Annotated in this window: 29 protein-coding genes; 11 read left to right on the top strand and 18 right to left on the bottom strand. The window is 40.5% G+C overall.

Annotated features, from left to right (window positions below; translation table 11 throughout):
• On the bottom strand, positions 1–494 hold a 494-nt coding region (locus tag BCG07_RS06540), incomplete at its 3' end, for a GTP-binding protein (protein ID WP_286889381.1).
• A 506-nt stretch (positions 495–1000) separates the two neighbouring features.
• Here BCG07_RS06540 and glnA point away from each other — a divergent pair.
• The 5 genes from glnA to BCG07_RS06515 all read left to right on the top strand — a co-directional run bounded on the left by glnA (position 1001) and on the right by BCG07_RS06515 (position 6082).
• Complete coding sequence (gene glnA / locus BCG07_RS06535) at positions 1001–2407, top strand: glutamate--ammonia ligase (protein ID WP_243531968.1); 1407 nt, start codon at positions 1001–1003, stop codon at positions 2405–2407.
• A gap of 114 nt (positions 2408–2521) precedes the next feature.
• Positions 2522–3043: a DUF4124 domain-containing protein gene (locus BCG07_RS06530; RefSeq protein ID WP_279388986.1), complete on the top strand. Its 522-nt coding sequence runs from the start codon at positions 2522–2524 to the stop codon at positions 3041–3043.
• Positions 3044–3126: 83 nt separating this feature from the next.
• The gene (glnL, locus tag BCG07_RS06525; protein ID WP_008127000.1) at positions 3127–4197 is read left to right on the top strand and encodes a nitrogen regulation protein NR(II); all 1071 of its coding nucleotides are present in this window, start codon (positions 3127–3129) and stop codon (positions 4195–4197) included.
• Between the two features lie 14 nt (positions 4198–4211).
• Positions 4212–5597 (top strand): nitrogen regulation protein NR(I), encoded by a 1386-nt coding sequence (ntrC, locus tag BCG07_RS06520; RefSeq protein WP_138740538.1) that lies wholly within the window; start codon positions 4212–4214, stop codon positions 5595–5597.
• Positions 5598–5623: 26 nt separating this feature from the next.
• Positions 5624–6082 (top strand): cyclic nucleotide-binding domain-containing protein, encoded by a 459-nt coding sequence (locus tag BCG07_RS06515; protein ID WP_243531970.1) that lies wholly within the window; start codon positions 5624–5626, stop codon positions 6080–6082.
• A gap of 31 nt (positions 6083–6113) precedes the next feature.
• Here BCG07_RS06515 and BCG07_RS06510 read toward each other — a convergent pair whose 3' ends face one another.
• Both BCG07_RS06510 and BCG07_RS06505 read right to left on the bottom strand, forming a co-directional pair.
• On the bottom strand, positions 6114–6779 hold the full coding sequence (locus BCG07_RS06510) for a hypothetical protein (protein ID WP_243531972.1): 666 nt from the start codon (positions 6777–6779) through the stop codon (positions 6114–6116).
• A 55-nt stretch (positions 6780–6834) separates the two neighbouring features.
• Positions 6835–7122: a hypothetical protein gene (locus tag BCG07_RS06505; RefSeq protein ID WP_008127106.1), complete on the bottom strand. Its 288-nt coding sequence runs from the start codon at positions 7120–7122 to the stop codon at positions 6835–6837.
• 228 nt (positions 7123–7350) lie between these two features.
• Between BCG07_RS06505 and BCG07_RS06500 the strand changes: the two genes are divergently transcribed.
• From BCG07_RS06500 to BCG07_RS06485, 4 genes are all read left to right on the top strand, one after another.
• Entirely contained in the window at positions 7351–7734 is a 384-nt protein-coding gene (locus BCG07_RS06500) for an RNA-binding S4 domain-containing protein (RefSeq protein WP_243531974.1), read from the top strand.
• Positions 7735–7828: 94 nt separating this feature from the next.
• The gene (locus tag BCG07_RS06495; RefSeq protein ID WP_058429979.1) at positions 7829–8257 is read left to right on the top strand and encodes a hypothetical protein; all 429 of its coding nucleotides are present in this window, start codon (positions 7829–7831) and stop codon (positions 8255–8257) included.
• A 200-nt stretch (positions 8258–8457) separates the two neighbouring features.
• Positions 8458–11202 carry an aconitate hydratase AcnA gene (acnA, locus tag BCG07_RS06490; protein WP_243531976.1) on the top strand — a complete coding sequence of 915 codons (2745 nt, stop codon included), beginning with the start codon at positions 8458–8460 and terminating at the stop codon, positions 11200–11202.
• 134 nt (positions 11203–11336) lie between these two features.
• Complete coding sequence (locus BCG07_RS06485; RefSeq protein ID WP_243531978.1) at positions 11337–11582, top strand: hypothetical protein; 246 nt, start codon at positions 11337–11339, stop codon at positions 11580–11582.
• 3 nt (positions 11583–11585) lie between these two features.
• Here the strand turns inward: BCG07_RS06485 and BCG07_RS06480 are convergent, their stop codons facing one another.
• From BCG07_RS06480 to BCG07_RS06465, 4 genes are all read right to left on the bottom strand, one after another.
• Positions 11586–12128: a DUF4124 domain-containing protein gene (locus BCG07_RS06480; RefSeq protein ID WP_243531980.1), complete on the bottom strand. Its 543-nt coding sequence runs from the start codon at positions 12126–12128 to the stop codon at positions 11586–11588.
• 138 nt (positions 12129–12266) lie between these two features.
• Positions 12267–13007, bottom strand: a complete 741-nt coding sequence (locus BCG07_RS06475) for a phosphoadenylyl-sulfate reductase (protein ID WP_006791348.1) — start codon at positions 13005–13007, stop codon at positions 12267–12269.
• Between the two features lie 42 nt (positions 13008–13049).
• Entirely contained in the window at positions 13050–14747 is a 1698-nt protein-coding gene (gene cysI / locus BCG07_RS06470; protein ID WP_010557646.1) for an assimilatory sulfite reductase (NADPH) hemoprotein subunit, read from the bottom strand.
• A 60-nt stretch (positions 14748–14807) separates the two neighbouring features.
• Positions 14808–16622, bottom strand: a complete 1815-nt coding sequence (locus BCG07_RS06465; RefSeq protein ID WP_243531982.1) for an assimilatory sulfite reductase (NADPH) flavoprotein subunit — start codon at positions 16620–16622, stop codon at positions 14808–14810.
• A 303-nt stretch (positions 16623–16925) separates the two neighbouring features.
• On the opposite strand from BCG07_RS06465, the gene BCG07_RS06460 reads away from it, so the two are divergent.
• On the top strand, positions 16926–18542 hold the full coding sequence (locus BCG07_RS06460; protein WP_243531984.1) for an endonuclease: 1617 nt from the start codon (positions 16926–16928) through the stop codon (positions 18540–18542).
• A gap of 27 nt (positions 18543–18569) precedes the next feature.
• On the opposite strand, the gene BCG07_RS06455 is transcribed toward BCG07_RS06460, so the two are convergent.
• A complete protein-coding gene (locus tag BCG07_RS06455) occupies positions 18570–19034 on the bottom strand; it encodes a hypothetical protein (RefSeq protein WP_006791352.1) in 465 nt (154 codons plus the stop codon).
• A gap of 185 nt (positions 19035–19219) precedes the next feature.
• On the opposite strand from BCG07_RS06455, the gene BCG07_RS06450 reads away from it, so the two are divergent.
• The gene (locus BCG07_RS06450; protein ID WP_243531986.1) at positions 19220–19765 is read left to right on the top strand and encodes a helix-turn-helix domain-containing protein; all 546 of its coding nucleotides are present in this window, start codon (positions 19220–19222) and stop codon (positions 19763–19765) included.
• A 5-nt stretch (positions 19766–19770) separates the two neighbouring features.
• Here BCG07_RS06450 and BCG07_RS06445 read toward each other — a convergent pair whose 3' ends face one another.
• From BCG07_RS06445 to rplD, 10 genes are all read right to left on the bottom strand, one after another.
• Positions 19771–20532: a hypothetical protein gene (locus BCG07_RS06445; RefSeq protein WP_243531988.1), complete on the bottom strand. Its 762-nt coding sequence runs from the start codon at positions 20530–20532 to the stop codon at positions 19771–19773.
• A gap of 171 nt (positions 20533–20703) precedes the next feature.
• Complete coding sequence (gene rpsQ, locus BCG07_RS06440; protein WP_006791355.1) at positions 20704–20961, bottom strand: 30S ribosomal protein S17; 258 nt, start codon at positions 20959–20961, stop codon at positions 20704–20706.
• Positions 20961–21152 (bottom strand): 50S ribosomal protein L29, encoded by a 192-nt coding sequence (gene rpmC, locus BCG07_RS06435; RefSeq protein WP_004588692.1) that lies wholly within the window; start codon positions 21150–21152, stop codon positions 20961–20963. The genes rpsQ and rpmC overlap by 1 nt, the downstream gene beginning before the upstream one ends.
• Positions 21152–21565 carry a 50S ribosomal protein L16 gene (rplP, locus tag BCG07_RS06430; protein ID WP_002957890.1) on the bottom strand — a complete coding sequence of 138 codons (414 nt, stop codon included), beginning with the start codon at positions 21563–21565 and terminating at the stop codon, positions 21152–21154. The genes rpmC and rplP overlap by 1 nt, the downstream gene beginning before the upstream one ends.
• A 12-nt stretch (positions 21566–21577) precedes the next feature.
• Positions 21578–22279, bottom strand: coding sequence for a 30S ribosomal protein S3 (rpsC, locus tag BCG07_RS06425; protein ID WP_006791356.1), 702 nt, complete (start codon positions 22277–22279; stop codon positions 21578–21580).
• 11 nt (positions 22280–22290) lie between these two features.
• The gene (gene rplV / locus BCG07_RS06420; protein ID WP_006791357.1) at positions 22291–22623 is read right to left on the bottom strand and encodes a 50S ribosomal protein L22; all 333 of its coding nucleotides are present in this window, start codon (positions 22621–22623) and stop codon (positions 22291–22293) included.
• A gap of 13 nt (positions 22624–22636) precedes the next feature.
• Positions 22637–22915, bottom strand: coding sequence for a 30S ribosomal protein S19 (gene rpsS, locus BCG07_RS06415; protein WP_004588689.1), 279 nt, complete (start codon positions 22913–22915; stop codon positions 22637–22639).
• A 15-nt stretch (positions 22916–22930) separates the two neighbouring features.
• Positions 22931–23755 (bottom strand): 50S ribosomal protein L2, encoded by an 825-nt coding sequence (gene rplB / locus BCG07_RS06410; RefSeq protein WP_006791358.1) that lies wholly within the window; start codon positions 23753–23755, stop codon positions 22931–22933.
• A gap of 15 nt (positions 23756–23770) precedes the next feature.
• The gene (gene rplW, locus BCG07_RS06405) at positions 23771–24073 is read right to left on the bottom strand and encodes a 50S ribosomal protein L23 (protein WP_006791359.1); all 303 of its coding nucleotides are present in this window, start codon (positions 24071–24073) and stop codon (positions 23771–23773) included.
• Positions 24070–24675, bottom strand: a complete 606-nt coding sequence (gene rplD / locus BCG07_RS06400) for a 50S ribosomal protein L4 (RefSeq protein WP_006791360.1) — start codon at positions 24673–24675, stop codon at positions 24070–24072. Before rplD ends, rplW begins: the two co-directional genes overlap by 4 nt.
• Positions 24676–24682 lie beyond the last annotated feature (7 nt).

The raw sequence follows: 24682 nt of genomic DNA, 5'->3' as shown, positions 1-24682 counted from the left end.
TAGATTACTTTAAAGTCTAACTGTTCATCAGTTGCACCAAGGTTATCGAATAAATCAAAGATTTGATCCATAACCCAATCTGGGCGTGCACCTGGCTTATCAATTTTATTGATAACGACGATTGGCTTTAAGCCTTGCGCGAATGCCTTTTGCGTTACGAAACGCGTTTGTGGCATTGGACCTTCTTGAGCATCAACAAGTAATAATACTGAGTCAGCCATCGAAAGTACGCGTTCAACTTCACCACCGAAATCGGCGTGTCCCGGGGTATCTACGATATTGATGTGGTAGTCATTCCAAGAGATAGCTGTGTTTTTAGCTAAAATGGTAATACCACGTTCTTTCTCAATGTCGTTTGAGTCCATCACGCGCTCTTCGTTACCGCCGCGTGTTTCTAATGTACCTGATTGCTCAAGTAGTTTGTCAACCAGAGTTGTTTTACCGTGGTCAACGTGCGCGATAATCGCTATATTTCTTAACTGTTCGATGCTCATATATTTACTCAGAGAAATTAAATTCTCAATGATCCTGCAAGATCTACGCACTCATCTGCGTTTTCACGAGATGTCCAAGCATAGGATTTAAAAGGGCGCATATTATCCCTCATTAATGACATGGATGAAAGTTTATCCAATACAATTTTCAAAACTTTCTCAATACTTTTACTAAGTATCTGTTTTATATATGACAATTATATGAAATAAATTGCCATTATTTTTTAAAAAATGCAGTTTACACTATTTATACGATATTTTTGGCACTCTTTTACATTTAGGTTATGCTGATTTTGAGCGATTAAATTAACAACAAATTGTAGTGCACATAGCCTGCACCAAAGTGGAATTTAACTGCACCATAATGGTGCTGTTTTATGCCCCACATTGTAGCAACTAAGTTTTTTTAACCTATAAACATAGAGTTATAAAAATGGCACAAAATCAGCTTAATAAATCCCAAAGCAATTATGCAGCAATAATAAAACCCAATAGTTGGAGGACACATGTCACAATCGGTTTTAGATTTTATTAAAGAAAATGACGTTAAGTTCATTGATTTACGCTTTACTGATACAAAGGGTAAAGAGCAACATGTATCTATTCCTCATCACCAAGTTGATGAAGATTTTTTCGAAGACGGTAAAATGTTCGACGGTTCTTCAATTGCTGGTTGGAAAGGCATAAACGAATCAGACATGGTTTTAATGCCTGTTGCTGAATCAGTAAAACTTGACCCTTTCACTGAAGAAACAACATTAATCGTACGTTGTGACGTTGTAGAGCCTTCTACACTTCAAGGTTACGAGCGCGACCCGCGTTCAGTTGCTAAACGTGCTGAAGATTACATGCGCTCTACAGGTATTGCTGATACCGTATTATTTGGCCCAGAGCCAGAGTTCTTCCTTTTTGACGATGTTAAATACAAATCAGACATGTCTGGTTCAATGTACAAAGTTGACGCTGTAGAAGCGGCATGGAACTCAGATAAAGATTATGAAGGCGGCAACACTGGTCACCGTCCAGGTGTTAAAGGCGGTTACTTCCCTTGTTCACCTGTAGATTCTTCACAAGATTGGCGTTCAGCTACCTGTTTAGTACTTGAAGAACTAGGTCAAGTAGTAGAAGCACATCACCACGAAGTAGCAACAGCAGGCCAAAACGAAATTGCAACTCGCTTTAATACTATGGTTTTAAAAGCAGATGAAATCCAAGAAATGAAATACGTTATTCATAACATGGCTCATTTATACGGAAAAACAGCTACATTCATGCCTAAGCCAATTGTTGGTGATAACGGTTCTGGTATGCACTGCCACCAGTCTTTGGCTAAAGACGGTGTTAACTTATTTGCTGGTGATAAATACGGCGGTCTTTCTGAAGAAGCGCTTTACTACATTGGCGGTATTATCAAGCATGCTAAAGCTATTAACGCATTTGCTAACGCATCAACTAACTCGTACAAACGTTTAGTACCAGGCTTTGAAGCGCCAGTAATGCTTGCATACTCTGCACGTAACCGTTCTGCTTCAATCCGTATTCCAGTGGTACCATCTGCGAAAGGTCGTCGTATCGAAGTACGCTTCCCAGATCCAACAGCTAACCCATACCTTGCTTTCTCAGCAATGCTTATGGCTGGTCTTGACGGTATCAAAAACAAGATCCACCCTGGCGATGCAATGGATAAAGATTTATACGACTTACCAGCAGAAGAAGCAGCAGAAATTCCACAAGTTGCATCTTCACTTGGTGAAGCACTAGATGCATTAAGTGCTGACCGCGAGTTCTTAACTCAAGGTGGTGTTTTCACTGACGACCTAATCGATGCTTACATTGCACTTAAAGGCCAAGAAGTTGAAAAACTTAACATGACAACTCACCCAGTTGAGTTCGAAATGTACTACAGCTGTTAATGTGACACTGTAAAAGAATGTGTGTTCTCAAGCCCGCTTAGCGGGCTTTTTTAATGGTAAATTAAATCAAACTCCACTAAAGTTAAGCAATCATAAAAATTGCAGGGTAGCAGTGTGAATAGTAAGATTTTATTGCTAATGATTACTTTAGGATTAAGTAATTATGGTTATGCGGGTGAAAAAAGAATTTACGCTTGGAAAGATCAAAACGGCGTTTTAGTGTTTTCAGATACACCGCGTAAAGGTGCTACAGAGGTAAAACTCTCTAGCCAGAGCTTAACTATGCCCGCTAAAGAGATAGCGACTCTCAGCAGCCAATCCCATACTAAAAAAACAGGGTTTGGTATTGCCATTACGTCACCTGAGCACAATCAAACCATTCATGAAAATACCGGCACAATATACGTCACCAGCCGCGTAATGCCGAGCTTTAAAGCAGGCTATACCATTCAATTGCTTGTTAATGGAGAAGCAAACGGCCCTGCAATAAATAACTCAGTATTTGCAATTGCTGATGTTGAAGCCGGTGAACATATGCTTCAAGTAAGACTGTTTAACGAGAAAAACCAAATTATCGCTGTGAGCGAGCCACGTATATTTAATATGCGCAGAAAAGGCAAAATCCATAGCAATTAAAGCGAAACTTAATACTTAGGCGCAGCAGCTCATTTAAGATAAAACCTGGCCTGTAAACACCTGCGCACTAAAATGGTGCAAACATGATTAATAACAAAAATTTTAGCCCCGAACTGCTTGATGCCATATGGCAAAATCAAACAACGGCAGTTATGCTTCTCGATAAAAATTTTACCGTTTTTTATGCCAATACCAGTACCAGTGAGTTACTTGGGCTTGCCACTAAACGCTTACTCGAACAGCCCTTTGATACCCTTTTTAATTACCATTCAATTGACTTAAAACGCATCGCGCAGTTTTCATTAATTGATGGCGTTGATTGCCAACAACACAGAGCTGACGTAGTCTTTAGCGATTCTCGCCATGCCAAAGTAAGTGTTAATTCAAGGCGAATTAACTTTAAAGGTACTGCGTATATTTTATTAGAATGTCGTCAAACAGACGATGAAATAAAGCACGATCAAGCTTCAAATCAAATGCATCAATACCAAGCAGCACGTAACTTAATAAGAGGCTTGGCACACGAAATTAAAAATCCTTTAGGTGGAATTCGCGGAGCGGCGCAATTATTGCAATATGAGGTTGATCAGCAAGAAAGAAATCAATGCGCTGAGCTCATCATTGAGCAAGCAGACAGATTACGTGAACTAGTAGATAGACTTTTAGGGCCTAACCAACTGCCACAAAAATCTTACGTTAATATACACCAAGCGTTAGAGTCGGTAGTGAAGTTAAGCACACTCGATAATTGTTCAAATATCGAATTAAAAAAAGATTACGATCCTAGTATCCCTAATGTGTTTATTGATCAGAGTAAAATACAACAAGTGGTTTTAAATATTGTTCGTAATGCTCAGCAGGCGCTTACTGAGGGTGGTGAGATAAAAATAAAAACGCGTATTAATCATCAACACCGTCGTCCAGGTAAGGCACCTAAAAAAGCCTTGTTGATCCAAATATCTGATAACGGACCAGGCATAGATCACAGCATACGTGAAACCTTGTTCTACCCTATGATCACCAACAAAGAAGGTGGCTCAGGGCTTGGACTCTCGATTGCACAGACGCTCATTGATCAGCACGATGGCTATATTGAATGTGATAGCTGGCCTGGACATACTGAATTTAATATCTATCTGCCCTTTGCAGATTAATGTTTGGAGTTGCCATGAAAACAGTTTGGCTTGTAGATGATGATGCATCAATTCGTTTTGTACTTGAAAAAGCACTTGAACGCTCTGGTTTTAATGTAGAAAGCTTTGCCAACGCGCAAGATGTACTTAATGCATTGAAGTTTAGTCAACCTACTGTTTTAGTATCGGATGTGAAAATGCCCGGTATGGATGGCATGGCCCTACTTGAACTCATCGCAGAACAAAACCCTGGCTTGCCAGTAATAATAATGACTGCGCACTCAGACCTAGATTCAGCAGTGAACGCCTTTCAAAAAGGGGCATTTGAGTACTTAGCTAAACCATTCGATTTAAATGAAGCCGTTGCACTTGTTGAAAGCGCATTTAGAGCAAATTCCACAAAAAAAACCAAACGTAAGCAAACGCCCCCTAAAAGTGCTCATATCATTGGTGAAGCACCCGCTATGCAAGAGGTCTTTAGAGCAATAGGTAAACTTTCAGCATCTAGCATGAGTGTTTTGATTAATGGTGAGTCGGGCACAGGTAAAGAGCTCGTTGCAAGTGCACTTCACAATCACAGCCCGCGTAAAGAAAACCAATTTATTGCCCTTAATATGGCTGCTATACCTAAAGAATTAGTCGAGTCTGAGCTGTTTGGCCATGAAAAAGGCGCGTTCACCGGTGCAGATACCGTGCGAAAAGGTCGATTTGAACAAGCCAATGGCGGCACTTTATTTTTAGATGAAATTGGCGATATGCCTTTAGATGTGCAAACACGCTTACTTCGCGTACTTGCCGACGGAGAGTTTTACCGTGTTGGTGGTCATCAAAGTATAAAAGTTGATGTACGCATTATTGCCGCAACACATCAAAACTTAGAAGACTTAGTTAAACAAGGTAAGTTTAGGGACGATTTATTCCATCGCTTAAATGTAGTACGCCTTCATTTACCTGCTTTACGTGAACGCACCGAAGATATTGAACGCTTAGCGCAACACTTTTTACATAAAAGCGCTAAAGATCTGCAAGTAGAAAGCAAAGTATTGAGCCCTAAAGCAACCGAGCAACTTCGTTTATTTAACTGGCCAGGCAATGTTCGCCAGCTTGAAAACACTTGTCGTTGGTTAACGGTTATGGCACCAGGCGAGCTTGTTACAGAGCAAGATTTGCCCCCTGAAATTATTGAAGTAACACCAATACAAGAGGAAGGTGATTGGCTGGATGCTTTTCAGCAATGGCTTAATAATGAACTAAAACAAGGTAAAGAAAATATTTGGCCAGACATACAGGCACAACTAGAAACACGCTTAATTAAAACAGCACTTGCTAATTGTTCGGGTCACAAACAAGATGCCGCCATAAAAATAGGCTGGGGTCGCAATACATTGACCCGAAAATTAAAAGAGCGCAATATTAGCTAACAATGTGCATTAAATTTTGATATCGAATGAAATTAATCGAACACATTCCATTGTTCAAACAAATGGAAATAATTAACAGGCTACATTTTTTTAAAGAATTTACGCTTAACGAGCGTCAAATTTTATTAGAATCATATGGCCTATTGTATTTAGTTGGCCAGCACCAATTTTTGTTTAAACAGTTCGATAACGATAAACGATTGTATATTGTACTTAGCGGCGCACTTTTAGTATTTAAGCATAATCACTTACTTGAACTGGGCACAATAGAGCCTGGCGAATTTATAGGTGAAGGCGCATTTATAAATAACAGAGAGCGCAGTACAAGTGCTCGCGCTAAAAGCGATACCATTGTCCTTGCCATCACCCCCGAAGCACTCACTCAGTTACCCAATGTCATTAGAGAAAAAATTAAAGACCGCATTATTGAAGGTATGAGTGAACGAATAACTAAGCTCAGTGACTATATAGAAAATCACGGTTAGCTCAGTGACTATATAGAAAACCACGGTTAGCTCAGTCCATATGAACAACCTGCAATGAGCAATCGAGCCAGCTAGGATTGTTAACATGGGCTGTAAACGTGTAAGTATCTGATGGTTTATCGCCAAAGGGCGTATTTATAAGTGGCTGCGAGTGACGATAAGTTTGCGAATAATTTTTGTAATAAATGACAACGTAACCATATAAAAACTCCCAACCCAACCTCACAACTGCACCACTGGGTAAAGTAAAATCAGCGTATTCTTTGGTAAAGGTAACGATTAAATCATTGTACTTATCTTCACTGCATTGAGTTGTTCGTAACTGTTTAGGCATTACAAAATCAGCATTTTCAGCTGTATTTTTTAAATAAAAACCTATATTGCCATCACCATAAAAATGGTTTGAGCGACTTGTATAATTAACTTGTGGCTCATACCCGAGCGCTTGCATTATGGACGCAAGTTGTTCTGTCTCTTTGGAATAAATTTTATCGCTTGATAAAAGCAACGTTGCTTCACCAAAATCTGATGGGATTTCTAACGTTACATATTCATAGGGAAGAATTTGTGCTTTTAACGCCGCATCAAGCTGGTTACGTTGTTCATCTTGCAAGTTTTCACTAAAAACATAAACAGTGGGTTGCTGGCATGCAACTAACATACATGCCAATACACAAATTAAAAATCCTTTTTTCATAGTCACCTCATTTGATTACACTTGTAGTCTATTAGAGGTATTGCTTTATCGCAAATTAATTTATTTGATTATCTAACCAAGCATCTACACTTTTACGCGTATATAACACTTCTTTGAATAAGCGGTGACGTTCAAATTCCAAAACGCTTTTTTTGTTAGTGTTGCCACTAAGTAACTGGCTGTGTGTATCGTTAAATTTTGAAATAACCGAAAACCCGCGTTCAGGTTTTTGGTCGTGCTTTTTTATTGATTTACTAAGGTGTTCCCTAACGTCATCGGCAGTTAACATGTCTGAATGATTTAAGCCCATTAGCTCTTTTCTCATTGCTAATCTTACGCCCATTTTTTACTCCATGATTCTATGTATTCTAAATTCGACACAGCTATAGCAATTAGTAAGCCACTTACAAACATGACTCGCCGGAGCTTAACTAATAAATACTTCAGTTTTTTTAAAGTGAGTCATTTTTTAAAAAATAACTAATACGTAAATTTGAGTGATTTGGTTTGGTGCATAATTGGCCCTATGCCTTTATACTACAGCCTATGCAAGCCTCCACCGAGAGTAACAATGAACGAAGAATACATAGAAATCGAACTAGAAGAAGAGCCGATAGAGCTCTGTAAATTATTAAAAGTACTTAATTTAGTTGAAGGTGGCGGCCAAGCTAAAAACCTAATCGCCGAAGGCTATGTGGGTGTTAACTATGAAATTTGTACAATAAAGCGGAAAAAATTATACAGTGGTGATGTACTGGAATTTGATGGCGAGCTCTTTCAACTCTCCCTGAGTGAAGATGCAACACCAGCACAAAGACCAAGTGAACAAACACCGGTTGAACCCAAACAAAACATTTCACCGCCTGAAAGCCAACCAGCAAAAAGTAAACGTAAGCGCACTAAAAAGCCAAAGGTCGATGAAAAAACAGGGCGTCGTCCTATTTCATTTGGGTAAGCTTACAAATCGCATTATAAAAAAGCCAACTTGTATAGTTGGCTTTTTTACTCTTTAATAACCTTGTTAATAATAATAAAAAACAAGGTTACACATGTCATCTCACACACCTAAAAACTGGTTTAAACCCGTCGCTTGGGCTGCTCTTATATGGAATTTATTGGGCGTTATAGCATTCATTATGCACATAATGACAAGCCCAGATATGATCAGTAAACTACCATTAGATCAACAAGCTGCATATTCAAACACCCCAATATGGGCCACCATTGCTTTCGCCGTTGCCGTTTTTGGTGGTGCTTTAGGCTGCATTTTTTTACTTGCTAAGAAATCGCTTGCAACACCTACTTTTGCTTTATCGCTCGGCGCGATAATTATACAGCAGTACTACAACTTTTTTATAATTGATAGCATTGCCTTGCTAGGAATAAGCTCGGTTGTAATGCCACTTATGGTAGTTTTTATTGCCTTAGCGCTTATTTATTTAAGTATAAAAGGGAAACAACAAGGCTGGCTAAACTAACTGAATAGGCCAGCTGAACAACGTGCTTTTTCGTTGTCATAGATGGTTTATTGAACTCATAATTTAACACCTTACTTCCTATTACAGCTGCACATAAATGCAGCTATTTAATACTCATTTATCATGGTATGCACTTTGCAACTGCGTAATTACAGAGGTTACTTTTCAAAAAATTTAATTAGTTAAGAAGGGGCAAAATAATGAAAAATAGTTTCGATACCCAACATGAGCTCACAATTAATGGTGAGCAATATAATATTCATTCTCTAAAAGGGCTTGGCGACAAAGCAAAACGACTCCCCTTCTCCTTAAAAGTCTTGCTAGAAAATTTGCTGCGCAACGAAGACGGCGAAAACATCAAAGAACAAGACATTAATGCGCTATTAAATTGGGACCCAAAAGCAAAACCATCATCTGAAGTTGCATTTACCCCTGCACGAGTAGTAATGCAAGATTTTACTGGCGTACCTGCCATTGTTGATTTAGCTGCAATGCGAGATGCAATGGAAAAGCTCGGCGGAGATCCTGCAAAAATAAACCCACTGTCACCGGCCGAACTCGTAATAGACCATTCAGTACAAGTTGACGGCTATGGAAATGATGGTGCCTTTGATTTAAATGCGAAACTTGAATACGACCGCAACAAAGAACGATACGAATTTTTACGCTGGGGCCAAACGGCATTTGATAATTTAAAAGTGGTACCACCCGCAACCGGCATTGTTCACCAAGTTAATTTAGAATACCTGGCTCGCGTTATTTTTAACGAAGATAGCAATGGTAAAAAGTTTGCCTACCCCGATACACTGGTTGGTACTGACTCGCACACAACCATGATTAATGGCTTAGGCGTACTTGGCTGGGGTGTAGGCGGCATTGAGGCTGAAGCTGCAATGCTTGGCCAGCCTATTAGCTTACTTATTCCACAGGTAGTTGGCATGAAGCTTAATGGCCGATTACCAGAAGGCACAACAGCAACTGATTTAGTACTCACGGTAACTGAAATTTTGCGTAACCACGGCGTGGTGGGTAAATTTGTAGAATTTTATGGCGACGGCCTTGCAGATCTCCCCCTTGCCGATAGAGCAACCATTGCTAACATGGCACCTGAATATGGTGCTACATGTGGTATTTTTCCAATTGATGACGAAACGATTAATTATTTACGTCTTACCAACCGTGATGAAGACCAACTAAAGCTTATTGAAGATTATGCAAAACACCAAGGCTTGTGGCGTAACGATGGCGACGAAGCTCGCTATACCGACACACTAGAACTGAAGCTCGATGATGTTGTACCAAGCCTTGCAGGCCCAAAACGCCCACAAGATAGAATAGCGCTTAACAAAGCCGGCGAGGAAATCTCTCAGCACCTAAAAGGTTTTCAAGAAGAGCGTATAGCACATCGAGATAAAAGTGATGACGAGCAATCGCGTATTGAAAGCGAAGGCCCAACAACCAACCCTGATGAACCTGTAAACGAAGCACAATTTATGGGGGCGGCAAAAGTTAACTATAAAGGCCAAGAGTTTGAACTTAACGACGGTGCATGCGTTATTGCAGCTATAACAAGCTGTACCAACACGTCTAATCCAAGTGTTATTTTAGCCGCAGGCCTTGTGGCTAAAAAAGCAAAACAACTAGGTATTAACGTTAAACCTTGGGTTAAAACATCACTGGCACCTGGCTCAAAAGTAGTTACCGACTACTTAGAAAAAGCGGGGTTAATGGACGACTTAGAAAGCCTAGGTTTTAATTTAGTCGGTTACGGTTGTACTACGTGTATAGGCAACTCAGGACCGCTGGCTGATGAAATCTCACAAGCTATTCAAAAACACAAGCTGGTAGTCAGCTCTATCTTATCGGGTAATCGAAATTTTGAAGGGCGTATACACCAAGATGTTAAAATGAACTTTTTAGCCTCTCCTCCTTTGGTTGTTGCCTACGCAATTGCAGGTAGAACAGACATAGATGTTTATAACGAGCCCCTTGCACAAGATGAAAACGGTAACGATATTTACCTTAAAAACATTTGGCCAAGTGTGAAAGAGGTTAGCGACTTAGTAAAAGAAACGGTTACCAAAGAGATGTTTGCAACAAGCTACGCCAATGTTTATGAAGGCGATAGCCGCTGGCAACAAATTCAAATACCTGATGGTAAGTTGTATGATTGGAACGACGCATCTACCTATATTAAAAAAGCACCATTTTTTGATGGCATGACCGTAGAGCCACCGGGTATTCCTACCATTGAAGGGGCTCGCTGTTTAGCCAAGCTAGGAGACTCGGTAACAACCGATCACATCTCTCCTGCAGGCGCGATTAAAGCGGATGCACCTGCTGGTCTTTATCTACAAGAGCACAATGTAGAAAAAGCACAGTTTAATTCTTACGGCTCTCGCCGAGGTAACCATGAAGTAATGATGCGTGGCACCTTTGCTAACGTACGACTTAAAAACTTGTTAGCACCGGGCACTGAAGGCGGTGTAACACGCACGCAACCAGATAATAGCTTAGAAAGTATTTATGATGCAGCTATGGCATATCAAAAAAATGATACACCGCTTATTATTTTAGCCGGAAAAGAATATGGTACTGGCTCGTCACGCGATTGGGCTGCAAAAGGTTCGTTGTTGCTAGGTGTGAAAGCTGTTTTTGCACAAAGCTATGAACGTATTCACCGCTCTAACTTAATTGGAATGGGTGTACTGCCATTACAATTTAAAGAGGGTGAAAGCTATGAGTCGCATGGTTTAACTGGCCAAGAAGAGTTTGATATTCAAGGTCTTTACGATAAAACCGACGAGATTACACTGATAGCAACCAATGCCGAAGGCAAAAAAACAAGCGTAAAAGCCGATGTACGTATTGATACTCCTAAAGAGTGGGATTACTACAAGCATGGCGGTATTTTACAATATGTACTGCGTAACATGCTTAACTAAGCTGCGTAGTGAATGACTCATAGGCCTTATGGTTACAACCATGAGGCCTTTTTTATAACTGCCTTATTATTGCGCTGTATCAATATACAAAACACATAGCCTATTACACTGGCACCATAACCAGTGGAGGCATTATGTCGCATGTAACGATTATTAGAGTACTTAAAACATCTATTGTACTTGGCTTATGCCTTATAGTTACAGGCCATACACTTATCATATCTAATGGATTTAATGAGCAATTTGGTATTAACGGCATTATTGCATCTGCAGCTTGCATCGCTGTGGGTATACTCTTGTCACTACCCACCAAAATATATTTAACCATTTTACTAATGGAAGCTGAAAAACGTTATACCCGCTCTCATACTCATGAATAGCGCTTAAAGTACACTTAAGTTATTAATTTCTTTATTACGTTTTTCTAATTTTTTTTCGATGTTTTCTGCATCTTCAAACAGCTTTTTAATCGATTCAGGATTTAATATTGAAGGGGTTTGCGTATTAGCTGACATCTCACTAGTACTAGACTCTAAGTTTAAAATAGAAGTATCTTCTGCACCAATCACGGTTATATCCTCAGGGTTGAGGGTTAACTCTATGCTTTTACCATGAGGGTTAGGGCTATCTGAATAATGCCATTGGCCTGTTTCATCTTGCCACTTATAAATAGTACTTGAAGAGGTAATCGTTGAGCTGTTGCTTGAAATGCTACTCGTCACTTTATCGCCAGCCTCGTGAATGCCTTTTACAGCTTGATTTAGCGTATTGGTTGATAACGCAACCATTTGCTCTTTAATTTGCTGGGTTTCTTTGCTGATAGTTGAACCTGAAAGCCAAGGTTGGCCGTCTGGCTTTTTTAAATAAAATAATGATATGACAGCAATTACCATCACTGATATTGCTAAATAGGTAAAGTATTTCATAGCGTTCCTGCTTTGTTTGTTCCTTTAATATAATATTAGTGAATAAAGCACTCACTGGCAATTTTATTATCTAAATTTAGATAATAAAAAACGCAGCCTAAGCTGCGTTTAATTGCGGTTAAATAAAGCGTTAAGGTACTAAATACCATCACCATCCATATGAAGACCGCATTCACGGTTTAAACCAAAAAAGCGGGTTTCTTCTTCAGTCATGCCCGGCTCTAGTTTGCGTGTAGTGTGTACATCGCCCATTGATACATACCCTTGCTCCCATAATGGGTGGTAAGGTAAGTCATGCTTAGTTAGGTATTGATATACATCGCGGTTTGACCATTCAATAATCGGGTACACTTTTACCGTACCACGGCTTATTTCTACAAACTGCTTATCTGCACGAGTAGAAGATTGATCGCGACGTAAACCACTAAACCAGGTACCCGCTTCAATTTCTTTTAAAGCGCGAGTCATTGGCTCAACTTTATTAAGCTGATTATATTGCTTAATACCGTCCTCACCTTGCTCCCATAACTTTCCAAACTTAGCTTCTTGCCATGCTGGGCTCAGCTGCGCCTTGTACACTTTTAAATTAAGTGACAAACGCTCGCTCATTTGCTCAATAAACTGGTACGTCTCAGGGAACAAATAACCAGTGTCTGTTAATACAACAGGAATGTCTGGGCGTTGGGTTGTCATTAAATGCAACATCACCGCAGCTTGAATCCCAAAGCTTGACGATAGAAACGCGGTATCGGGTAAATTTTCAAGCGCCCACGCAACACGTTGCTCTGCGCTCATATTTGCTAATACACCATTAGCATCAGCTAACATAGCCGCTTGGCTTTGTTTATCTAGCTGTAATATATTTTTAAATTCACTCATGGAAAATTCCAAGCCTCACCAGCGCCAAGCGCTGGTATCTAATTATGCGTGAAAATCGGTTACTGATACTTTTACTTCAGCAACAATGCCTTTGCGAATTACAAAGTCACCAAAACATTCACCGTCGTTTCGCTCACTTGCCCACTGGCCAATTAGCTTATCAAACGCCTCTAGGTAAACATCTTCACCTACGTTTTCAAGGTACAGTTTAGGAATGCGTGTACCTTCAAGGTTACCGCCTAAGTAAACGTTGTATTTACCAGGCCCTTTACCTACCAGCCCTGCTTCTGCAAGCATTGCGCGGCCACAACCATTAGGACAACCTACAACGCGCATAATAATGCTATCGTCTGGTATCCCGTGTTTAGCGAGTAAAGCTTCAGTTTTTTCAATTAAGCTTGGTAAGTAACGCTCAGCTTCGGCCATTGCAAGCGGGCATGTAGGTAATGCCACACACGCCATTGAGTTTTTACGTTGCTCTGTGTCACCGTCGTCAATCAAACCATGGTTACGAGCAATTTCTTCAATCACTGCTTTTTGATCTGCAGGTACACCGGCAATAATTAAATTTTGGTTTGCCGTCATACGCATATCACCTTGGTGAACTTCTGCAATTTTACGACACCCTGTTTTAAGTGGCTTATCTGGGTAATCTAAAATACGGCCGCTTTGAATAAATAGCGTAAGGTGGTGCTTACCATCAATGCCTTCTACCCAACCAATACGGTCGCCTCGATGAGTAAATTCATATGGGCGGCTAGGTGCAAAGTTTACACCCGCGCGTTTTTCTACTTCTGCTTTAAATACGTCAGACCCAACACGATCTAGTGTGTATTTAGTTTTTGCATTTTTACGGTTAGAGCGGTTACCCCAATCGCGCTGCACTGATACAACGTGCTCAGCAATTTTTAAGGTGTCTTCTAGCGCGATAAAACCAAAGTCGTCAGCTTTACGCGGATACGTAGCCGTATCACCGTGGGTCATAGCAAGGCCACCACCTACAAGTACGTTAAAGCCAACAAGCTTGCCATCTTCAGCAATAGCAACAAAGTTTAAGTCATTCGCATGCACATCGACTTCGTTGTTAGGCGGAATAGTAACCGTGGTTTTAAACTTACGCGGTAAGTAGTTAGAACCTAAAATAGGTTCTTCTGTCGTTTCTGCTTTTTCGCCGTTTAACCAAATTTCAGCATACGCTTTTGTTTTTGGTAATAAATGCTCTGAAATTTTTGCAGCCCACTCATACGCTTCTTGGTGTAGCTCAGACTCAACAGGGTTAGTAGTACACAGCACATTACGGTTTACATCACCTGCGGTAGCAATAGAGTCAATGCCCACGCTATTTAGCATTTGGTGCATGCCTTTAATATTTGGCTTTAAAACACCATGGAACTGAAACGTTTGACGCGTAGTTAAACGAATGCTGCCGTAGCTGGTTTTATCATCAGCAAACTTATCGATTGCTAACCACTGCTCTGGCTTGATAATACCGCCAGGCATACGCGCACGTAGCATTACGTTATGCAGCGGTTCTAATTTTTGCTTTGCACGCTCTGGGCGTATATCGCGATCATCTTGCTGATACATACCGTGAAAACGTATAAGTTGGAAGTTATCGGCTGTAAAACCACCGGTAATTTCATCTTTTAAGTCTTGCTCTATAGTGCCTCGTAAAAAGTTACTTTCTCTTTTCAAACGCTCGTTATCAGAAAGCTTTACGTTTTTATCTTGTTCGCTCATTTTAAATCCTAAATTTGTTACAGTGACGGCTGTTAGCTGTTAATAAAATAAGAAACGTGATTAATACACGTCTTTCTGATAGCGGTTTGCGCTACGCAGGTCTTTTAAATATTGTTCTGCGTCTTCATCATTTTTACCCGTATTTTCTTTAATGATATCAACCAATGCTTGATGTACATCTTTTGCCATACGGTTTGCGTCTCCACATACATAAAAGTGAGCGCCAGCTTCTAACCACTCAAAAATGTCTTTTGAGTTTTTGCGAAGCTTATCTTGTACATAGATTTTTTCGGCTTGGTCACGGCTAAATGCAACATCTACTTTATTAAGTAAACCTGACTTTAAATAACCTTGAATTTCTACTTGGTATAAAAAGTCTTGAGTAAAGTGTGGGTTACCAAAAAACAGCCAGTTTTTACCCTGTGCTTCACGCGAGTCACGCTCTTGTAAAAATGCGCGGAATGGCGCAATACCAGTACCCGGACCCACCATGATAATAGGTGTTTCATCGTTAGCCGGTAAACGGAAGTTGTCATTATGTTCGCTAAATACTTTTACTTTGCAGCCTTCTTCAGCACGACGCGCTAAATAACCAGAACAACCACCTAAGTGCTCGCTGTCAAAAGTATCAAACTCAACAAGTCCAACCGTTAAATGCACTTCGTCTTCAACTTCGCTTTGGCTAGACGCTATAGAATATAAACGAGCCTGAAGCTTACGTAAGCAATCAACTAATGTTTGTGCATCTAGTTTTGCTGGATTTTGACGAATAACATCAAATATTTGGCGTGGCTCAATGTAAGCACGCATTGCAGCTTTATCTTCAACTAGCTTAAGTAGCTCAGGCGTGCCTATTGCTGTTGCGTATTTTTCAACAAAACCTGGATATGACTGCGTTAGCTCTAATTTTTCGATAAGCGCATCACGCACGCTCAATTCTTCATTCGCAACTTTAACGCGACTTGAACCATCAATTTGGGTAAGTTCTAGCACTTCATCAACTAACGCCTCATCATTTAAAAAATATACACCCAGTGAGTCGCCCGGTGTGTAAGTGATATCAGAGCCTTCAAGCGAAATTTCTACATGGCGTACATCTTTTGTTGAATCACGCCCGGTAATTTTTTGAACGGCTAATAATTCGGCTTCAAATGGATTTTGCTTTGTGTACTGGCTAGCTGCAGGTGTTGGTGCACCAAATGGCATAACCGCGGCTTGTCCACCTGCGTTACCCTGTTGCGCTTTTAAATCTGGTTCAAATGCATCCAGTGCGCCTTGAATCCATGTTGCAGCTTCTTCTTCGTAGTCAACATCTAAATCAGCGCGTTGGTAAACTGACTCAGCGCCTAACTTATTTAAACGCTCTTCAAAATCTTTTGCTGTTTGGCAGAAAAACTCATAGCTAGAATCGCCTAGACCAATGACAGCTATTTTAACACCGTCGAGTTTAGGGGCCTTTTTAGTGGCTAAAAATGCGTGCAACGTTTCGCCATCTTCAGGCGGTTCACCTTCACCGTAAGTCGATACAACAACGGTTAAAAACTTTTCTTTTTTCAGGGCCGTTGGTTTGTAATCAGACATACTCACTAATTTGGCTGATAAACCACGCGATTCAGCTTGCTCTTTCATTTGGGTTGCAACACCTTTTGCATTACCCGTTTGTGAGCCATATAAAATAGTTAATACTGCTGCATCGCCCGTTACTGATGTGCCAGCCGTAGGCATACCAAGTGCTGAAGCATTTGCATTAGCTGCTAAGTAACCACTTACCCACGCTTGTTGTATTGGATTAAGCTCAGCCACTAAACCTTGCAGCTTTTGAACTTGCTCTTGCGATAGCGGGCTTGCCGCAGCATTTAGTTGACCTAACAACATGAATCGATTCCCCATAACCCTGAAAATTAAGCACAACACACACCGTGTATTGTTAAAAATGAGTTTTTCCTCAGCCGATATAAGTTTGCTGAGGTTTTCTTACTGTGCAGGATAACGGGCTATCGACTTATCAAAAAAGAATAGAATCTGCTTTGATATTCCATTTAGTTATTAATTTTAAAAAACACCTAAAAAAACAGATTAAAGAGCGATTATTGCTTTTTATTAAATTTTAAATTAACAATTTTGTAACCTAAACAAAGTAATGTATATTATTCACTCATTATAAAAATAGGAACAATCATGTCACACGGGACATATAAAAATAAACTATTCGGAACAGCCTTATTACTTGGCACACTTCCGGTAATGGCAAATGTAGAAAATGGCAGTTTTGAGCAATGGTCAGGCAATACACCTGACGCGTGGAGCACAATAGATAGCGGTATTAGCCTATCGCGCTCAACAAATATTGTTAAAACAGGTAATAGTGCAGCAGCAGTTAATGTAACCACAGGCTCTCAGGCTAACACCGATTTATTACAACAAATAACGGTAGAAGCAGGAAAAACCTATGCGTTTTCAACTGATGTTTACCACACAGAAGGAAAAATTAAAGCCCGTTTATTCGTAGATGGTTACCAAGGCTACTCCAATAATACGCTAACTAATCAATGGCAAACAATTAGCCACAGCTATACAGCAAGTAGCAATAAAACCATTAATGTTGGCCTACGCTTTTATGATGTCAGTGGCTTTGATGGCAATGAACTTGTCTATGTAGATAATTTTCTACCTACAAGTAACGACAGTAGCTCTGGGAGTTGCTCGGGCAATAGTCTCTCTTTTAGTCTGACGACAGATAATTATGGTAGCGAAACAAGCTGGGCTATTAATAATAACCAAGGTAATACAGTTGCAAGCGGGAGTGGCTATGCGTCTAATACACAATATAACGAAGCACTGTGTTTAGGTGATGGCGCCTATACCTTTACTATTAACGACAGCTACGGTGATGGTATCTGTTGTAGTTTTGGTAGCGGTAGTTATGCACTTACTAGTGGTGGGGCAACCCTGGCAAGTGGCGCAAGCTTCAGCAACGCTGAAAGTACTTCATTTTCGCTTGGCGGTGGCTCTGGTGGCACCCCTACAACACCAACAGGTTATTATGTTACAGCACAAGGCCTAACCGGTTACGCATTAAAAACTGAGCTTTATAACATCATTAATAATCATAGCTCGCAGGGGTACTCTGCAATATGGAACTTTTATGATTCATCGGCTCGCGATACATACTTTGAAAACGATAATAGTATTTTAGATATGTACAGTGAAAAGCCAAATGGTAACGATAGCTACACATACACAGCCGTTAGCGATCAATGTGGCAATTACAGTGGCGAAGGTGGTTGTTACAACCGCGAGCATTCGTTCCCTAAAAGTTGGTTTGGCGGTACAAATGAGCCTATGAACTCAGATGTTCATCATATTTATGCAACCGATGGCTATGTAAACTCTAAACGCAGCAACTTTCCGTTTGGTGAAGTGGCAAGCGCCACGTTTACATCAACTAATGGCAGTAAGTTAGGCTCTGCAAGTAGTGCCATTAATTACACGGGCACAGTGTTTGAACCCATTGATGAGTTTAAAGGTGACTTTGCCCGTGCCTATTTTTACATGGCTACACGCTATGAAAATGTGATTGGGACGTGGCAAAATAATACCACTGCAAGTAATGCCGTTCTTAACGGCACCAGTTCGCAGGTATTTGAAAGCTGGGTTGTTGCCATGTTAATCAACTGGCATAACGCAGACCCTGTTAGCCAAATGGAAATAGATCGAAACCAAGCAGCATTTGAATTTCAAGGTAACCGTAATCCGTTTATCGACTACCCTGAATTTGTAGAAATGATTTGGTAGAAAATATAGCCTCAGCCAAGGTTGAGGCTATTTAAAACTCGCCTGACCAAGTGCAATAGACTCATAGCGCTTTCCCGTTAATTTAATCACCCATACGCTGTCTGTAAATGTGCGGCTAAAATATACAGTTTGCCCATTGGGAATATTAGGCATGAAAGACGTAATAGACTGCCAATCGCTATCTACTTTTTCTTTGAGCTTCATGCTCGCATTATAAAAACTTCCTTGTTCATTTGTTTTTACCTCAAGTGCTGTTAGCTGCTCACCGTCGCCTATTTCTATTAATGCGCTTTTATTTAAGTTAGCTAATAACTGAGGTTGGTGAATCGGTTGTAAATTTTTTAATGTTTCATCTATTTTGCTGTCTATAGTTATTTTACTCTCTAGCTTGTAAATAGTGGCTTTAATCGCAAATACTGGCTCTGCAATACACGCTGAGGATAAAAACCCAAAAGTAATCCCCATTACCGCTTTATAAAAGTACATTTTCATTCGTTATACTCCTTTATTATTTAGTCTGCCTAGCATAACCAATTTATCACCTATTAAAACTTAACTTATTAATATTCATAATATTCTTTTAATTCATAGTAATGAATATTGCTTATTGGGCTATTTAAACACACCATTTTTAGCGATAATAAATAGATGAGCATTAAACAAGGTAAGGAAGAAACTTGTCGCTAGGAATTGAACTAAAGCAATTAAGAGCAAATAAAAAATGGACGCAAGCATTTGCTGCACGCGAGATTGGTATTCAACAATCTTACTTATCTAAGCTTGAAAATGGACAATTTATTCCGTCCGCTGAGGTAATTGAAAAGCTCGAACTTTGCTATGGCAAAACGTGTTTAGATAAGTATTTACCATCAAAAACATTACAAAGCACACAGATTAAAAAAAGGCTGTTTGTAAGTTTAATTATGCTTATTACTGGTCTCGTAATGTGGTTATGCGCAACCTATGAAATTTTCTACCCAGAGACTTACTTTACTTATCAGGCCAAATTAGGCGATTTTGTAGCGTTCAACGTCAGTCAGCACTACCAAGGCGAGCAATTTATTGAAGGTGATGTTATTTACCAAATTTTAGGTGAGAGGCAAGTTAGCCGGATTGAAAACCGCTTTTTAATTGTAGGCTCCACGCTTTGTATTTTGCTATCCGTTGTCGTTGCCGCTTTTTCTAAAAAGCATTTATTAATTAAGCCTCTTAATAAAGTTTAAACACACTACTTAATAGGCTTTTTAGCGTTCCACTTATCCATTATTTTATTATATAGAATACGATCGTTATCTTTGCATGGCCTTGGCGATCCTGTTGGCAAGCCTGCTTTACCCATAACACCATTAAAATCAATCTTGTAGCACATACCTTTGTACATTTCCACCCGCTGACTACCATCTGCGCTTTGCCACAATACCGCTGATTTTAAATCACTAGAATGCTCAATTGGAACCGTTATGTGTTGATGATTTTTGCTCTTTGGCGAAGTTGCTATCTGCGGGAAATCAAAGGATACAATAGCATTACTGGAAATTGAAAACGGAGTTATTGATGCGTATGGATCAATTTTTTTAAATGGCTGCTGCTGAGTTTTTGAATTAACCTTATTTTTTTTAGGCTCAATCGCGGCTTTATTTACATTATGCTTTTTTCTATCAGTACTTATGGCAATGCTTTTACTTGTCTGAGTGGCATTCTCTGGTAAATTTAATTTTAATTGCTGAGCATTCTCAAAGTCATGCCCTTTAAGCGGCTTAGGTGTTAACTCACTTGCATCAAGCTCGGTATCATTTTCAGGGAGTGAAGCATTCGGCTGTTTACTTTTTGTATTACTGGGTAATGCTGTAAGGTCCACCATTACATACGCTTTTATCACTTTGCCTGCGTATGGTTGTGCTATCTCAATCGTTTGCCTCGAAACCAAATAAATAACAACAATATGTAAACCAATTGATATACCCCACGCTTTATAGTTACCTTTCAACACATCAACTCCCTGTGAACAGCTTACTTTATGAGTATAACTGGGCAGGTTTAGTTCATTTAAAAGGTGTATTGTCGGTCTAAAAATTATCAATAAGTTACTTTACTGCGGTACTAAATACAAAAAGCCCCAGCTAATGCCGGGGCTTTTTTACAAAACTAACTTAATTAAAAATTAAGCTTGTTTTGGACTAGAAACAACGTCTACTAAAGTCCAAGATTTATTCTTAGAAATTGGTGCACATTCACGGATAGTAACTACGTCACCCGCTTTTGCTGTGTTGTTTTCGTCATGTACGTGTAGCTTAGTTGTACGTTTAATGAATTTCCCATAGATTGGGTGCTTCACGTAACGTGCGATTGCGATAGTGAAAGATTTTTCCATCTTGTCGCTAACTACACGGCCTTGAAGAGTACGAATTTTATCGCTCATTATTGACCTGCCTTCTGGTTAATAATTGTTTTTACACGCGCGATATCGCGACGTACTGTTCTTAGCGTGTGTGTCTGAGCTAACTGACCAGTGCTTGCTTGCATGCGCAGGTTAAACTGCTCACGAAGAAGTCCTAGAAGTTCAGCATTAAGCTCTTCTACGCTTTTGTCTTTTAGTTCGCTTGCTTTCATCACATTACCGTCCGAGTTACGAAAGTTGTTTTGAATGGCAGTTTACGAGCTGCAAGGTCGAATGCTTCACGAGCAAGCTCTTCAGAAACACCTTCCATTTCGTAAAGTACTTTACCAGGCTGAATTTCAGCAACCCAATATTCAACAGAACCTTTACCTTTACCCATACGAACTTCAAGAGGTTTTTCTGTAATCGGTTTGTCAGGGAAGACACGGATCCAGATTTTACCTTGACGTTTCACGTGACGCGTCATAGCACGACGAGCTGCTTCGATTTGACGAGCAGTCATGCGGCCACGGCCAGTAGCTTTCAATCCGAAAGTACCGAAGCTTACTTTGTTACCGTTTTGCGCTAAACCGCGGTTGCGGCCTTTGTGCATTTTACGGAATTTTGTACGTTTTGGCTGTAACATTACTCGCTACCTCTACTTAGCACTTTTCTTGGCTTTCTTTGGTGCGCGTTTAGCTGGCTTCTCTTGCTCTTGTACTAGTGGTAAACCACCAATAACTTCGCCTTTGAAGATCCAAACTTTAACACCAATGATACCATAAGTGGTTAAGGCTTCAGAAGTTGCGTAGTCGATATCAGCACGAAGAGTATGTAGAGGTACACGACCTTCACGATACCATTCTGAACGTGCGATTTCTGCGCCGCCAAGACGACCGCTAACTTCAACTTTAATCCCTTTTGAACCGATGCGCATTGCATTTTGTACCGAACGCTTCATAGCGCGACGGAACATAACACGACGCTCTAGTTGAGAGGCAATGCCGTCTGCTACTAGTTGTGCATCAAGTTCTGGTTTACGTACTTCAGAGATATTAATCTGAGCAGGTACACCAGCGATTTTAGTTACTGCTTGACGTAATTTTTCTACGTCTTCGCCTTTTTTACCGATAACAACACCCGGACGAGCCGTGTGGATTGTTACGCGGATTGATTTTGCTGGACGCTCAATAACGATTTTAGACACAGAAGCTGTTTTTAATTCCTTTGTAAGGAATGCACGAACTTTGTGATCGCCAAAAAGCTGATCAGAGAAATCTTTAGAACTCGCGTACCAGGTAGAAACCCAAGGTTTAGATATACCTAGGCGAATACCAGTAGGATGAACTTTTTGTCCCATTACTTATACTCCTAGCTATCTGAAACCATAACAGTGATATGGCTTGTACGCTTAAGGATGCGGTCTGCGCGTCCTTTAGCACGAGGCATAATACGTTTCATTGTAGGACCATCGTCCACAAAGATCGTAGTTACACGAAGCTCATCAATGTCAGCACCTTCGTTATGCTCTGCGTTAGCAATAGCAGACTCAAGTACTTTCTTAACTAATACAGCCGCTTTTTTCGGGCTGTACGCCAGGATTTCTAGTGCGCGATCGACAGGTAACCCGCGGATCTGATCTGCAACTAGACGTGCTTTTTGCGCCGAACCAGAGGCGAATTTATGTTTAGCTAATGCTTGCATTTATCTTCCCCTCTTAACGTTTCTTCGCTTTCTTATCCGCAGCATGGCCACGGTAAGTGCGAGTTGGTGCAAATTCACCTAGTTTGTGACCGATCATTTCGTCAGAAACGAAAACTGGTACGTGCTGGCGACCATTATGGACAGCAATGGTCAATCCGATCATGTTAGGTATGATCATTGAACGACGGCTCCAAGTTTTAATTGGCTTTTTCTCACCGCTTTCCAAAGCTTTCTCTACCTTCTTCAGCAAGTGTAGGTCTATAAAAGGACCCTTCTTGAGAGAGCGTGGCATGGCTATTCCTCAATATTACTTAGTACGACGACGTACTATAAATTTATCCGTACGCTTGTTCTTACGCGTCTTCGCACCCTTAGTCGGCTTACCCCATGGAGACACAGGATGACGACCACCAGAAGTACGACCTTCACCACCACCGTGTGGGTGATCAACCGGGTTCATGGCAACACCACGAACTGTCGGACGAATACCACGCCAGCGGTTTGCACCTGCTTTACCAAGTGAACGAAGCATATGCTCAGCATTGCCAACTTCACCAAGTGTAGCACGACAATCAGCTTCAACTTTACGTACTTCGCCTGAACGAAGACGTAATGTTACATACTGACCATCACGTGCAAGAATTTGAACGTAAGCACCAGCAGAACGTGCGATTTGTGCACCTTTACCTGGTTTTAATTCTACGTTGTGAACAGTCGAACCTACAGGCATATTACGCATTGGTAGTGCATTACCAGCTTTGATTGGTGCATCAACACCAGACTGGATTGCATCACCAGCTTTTAAGCCTTTAGGTGCGATAATGTAACGACGCTCACCGTCTGCATATAATACAAGAGCGATGTTTGCGCTACGATTTGGATCGTATTCTAAACGTTCAACAGTAGCTGGAATGCCATCTTTAGTACGTTTAAAATCGATTAAACGGTAATGATGTTTATGACCACCACCGATATGACGAACCGTAATACGACCATTGTTATTACGACCACCTGATTTAGAGTTTTTCTCTAAAAGTGGTGCGTATGGCTTACCCTTATGTAAATCAGAGTTAACCACTTTAACTAGGTGACGACGACCCGCAGAAGTAGGCTTACACTTTTGAAGTGCCATAATTCTATCCCCTTATTACTCGGCGCCGCCGACAAAGTCTAGCTCGCTGCCTTCTTTAAGAGTAACGTAAGCTTTCTTCCAGTCGCTACGACGACCGAAACGCATGCCAGTACGTTTTGTTTTACCCTTAACGTTAAGTGTGCGAACACCCGTTACTTCTACTTCAAAAAGCTTCTCAACTGCTGCTTTAATTTCAGCTTTAGTTGCGTCATTTACTACTTTGAAAACAATCGTGTTGTTTTCTTCAGCAGCAATTGTGCTTTTTTCAGAGATGTGTGGAGCAAGGATCACTTTTAAAAGACGTTCTTCACGGATCATGCTAGCGCCTCCTCAAGTTGCTTAACAGCAGCGGCTGTAATAAGTACCTTGTCGAAAGCAATTAAGCTTACAGGATCGATACCAGCTACATCACGCGTGTCAACCTTATAAAGGTTACGTGCTGATAAGAAAAGATTTTCATCTACTTCTTCAGTCACGATAAGTACATCTTTAAGCTCAAGCTCTTTAAGCTTAGCTACTAGATCTTTAGTTTTTGGTGCTTCAAGACCAAAACTTTCAACAACGATTAAACGCTCTTGACGAACTAGTTCAGATAGGATGCTTTTGATCGCACCACGGTACATTTTACGGTTTACTTTTTGGCTGTGGTCTTGTGGTTTAGCTGCGAAGCTAACGCCACCTGAACGCCAAATTGGACTACGGATTGTACCAGCACGTGCACGGCCAGTACCTTTTTGAGCCCATGGTTTTTTACCACCACCGCTTACTTCAGAACGTGTCTTCTGAGCACGAGTACCTTGACGAGCACCTGCTGCGTAAGCAACAACTACTTGGTGTACTAATGCTTCGTTAAACTCACGTCCAAAAGTAGCTTCAGAAACTTCAAGAGCGCCAGAAGCGTCTTTGATTGCTAATTCCATCACTAAA

This window comes from Pseudoalteromonas sp. ESRF-bin5 (genome assembly GCF_002632075.1).
Lineage (GTDB): Bacteria > Pseudomonadota > Gammaproteobacteria > Enterobacterales > Alteromonadaceae > Pseudoalteromonas > Pseudoalteromonas marina.
Note: the sequence above shows the minus strand (reverse complement) of the source record. Positions and strands in the feature narration are given on the sequence as shown.

Coding starts and splice junctions, on each gene's coding strand:
- glnA (WP_243531968.1), top strand. CDS start 1,001: ATGTCACAATCGGTTTTAGATTTTATTAAAGAAAATGACGTTAAGTTC.
- rpmC (WP_004588692.1), bottom strand. CDS start 21,152: ATGAAAGCAAGCGAACTAAAAGACAAAAGCGTAGAAGAGCTTAATGCT.
- BCG07_RS06485 (WP_243531978.1), top strand. CDS start 11,337: ATGTCGCATGTAACGATTATTAGAGTACTTAAAACATCTATTGTACTT.
- ntrC (WP_138740538.1), top strand. CDS start 4,212: ATGAAAACAGTTTGGCTTGTAGATGATGATGCATCAATTCGTTTTGTA.
- BCG07_RS06495 (WP_058429979.1), top strand. CDS start 7,829: ATGTCATCTCACACACCTAAAAACTGGTTTAAACCCGTCGCTTGGGCT.
- BCG07_RS06455 (WP_006791352.1), bottom strand. CDS start 19,034: ATGAAAATGTACTTTTATAAAGCGGTAATGGGGATTACTTTTGGGTTT.
- glnL (WP_008127000.1), top strand. CDS start 3,127: ATGATTAATAACAAAAATTTTAGCCCCGAACTGCTTGATGCCATATGG.
- rplV (WP_006791357.1), bottom strand. CDS start 22,623: ATGCAAGCATTAGCTAAACATAAATTCGCCTCTGGTTCGGCGCAAAAA.
- rplB (WP_006791358.1), bottom strand. CDS start 23,755: ATGGCACTTCAAAAGTGTAAGCCTACTTCTGCGGGTCGTCGTCACCTA.
- BCG07_RS06465 (WP_243531982.1), bottom strand. CDS start 16,622: ATGTTGTTAGGTCAACTAAATGCTGCGGCAAGCCCGCTATCGCAAGAG.
- BCG07_RS06500 (WP_243531974.1), top strand. CDS start 7,351: ATGAACGAAGAATACATAGAAATCGAACTAGAAGAAGAGCCGATAGAG.
- BCG07_RS06510 (WP_243531972.1), bottom strand. CDS start 6,779: ATGAAAAAAGGATTTTTAATTTGTGTATTGGCATGTATGTTAGTTGCA.
- BCG07_RS06460 (WP_243531984.1), top strand. CDS start 16,926: ATGTCACACGGGACATATAAAAATAAACTATTCGGAACAGCCTTATTA.
- rpsC (WP_006791356.1), bottom strand. CDS start 22,279: ATGGGACAAAAAGTTCATCCTACTGGTATTCGCCTAGGTATATCTAAA.
- BCG07_RS06505 (WP_008127106.1), bottom strand. CDS start 7,122: ATGGGCGTAAGATTAGCAATGAGAAAAGAGCTAATGGGCTTAAATCAT.
- rplP (WP_002957890.1), bottom strand. CDS start 21,565: ATGTTACAGCCAAAACGTACAAAATTCCGTAAAATGCACAAAGGCCGC.
- BCG07_RS06475 (WP_006791348.1), bottom strand. CDS start 13,007: ATGAGTGAATTTAAAAATATATTACAGCTAGATAAACAAAGCCAAGCG.
- cysI (WP_010557646.1), bottom strand. CDS start 14,747: ATGAGCGAACAAGATAAAAACGTAAAGCTTTCTGATAACGAGCGTTTG.
- rpsQ (WP_006791355.1), bottom strand. CDS start 20,961: ATGAGCGATAAAATTCGTACTCTTCAAGGCCGTGTAGTTAGCGACAAG.
- acnA (WP_243531976.1), top strand. CDS start 8,458: ATGAAAAATAGTTTCGATACCCAACATGAGCTCACAATTAATGGTGAG.
- rpsS (WP_004588689.1), bottom strand. CDS start 22,915: ATGCCACGCTCTCTCAAGAAGGGTCCTTTTATAGACCTACACTTGCTG.
- rplW (WP_006791359.1), bottom strand. CDS start 24,073: ATGATCCGTGAAGAACGTCTTTTAAAAGTGATCCTTGCTCCACACATC.
- BCG07_RS06515 (WP_243531970.1), top strand. CDS start 5,624: ATGAAATTAATCGAACACATTCCATTGTTCAAACAAATGGAAATAATT.
- BCG07_RS06480 (WP_243531980.1), bottom strand. CDS start 12,128: ATGAAATACTTTACCTATTTAGCAATATCAGTGATGGTAATTGCTGTC.
- rplD (WP_006791360.1), bottom strand. CDS start 24,675: ATGGAATTAGCAATCAAAGACGCTTCTGGCGCTCTTGAAGTTTCTGAA.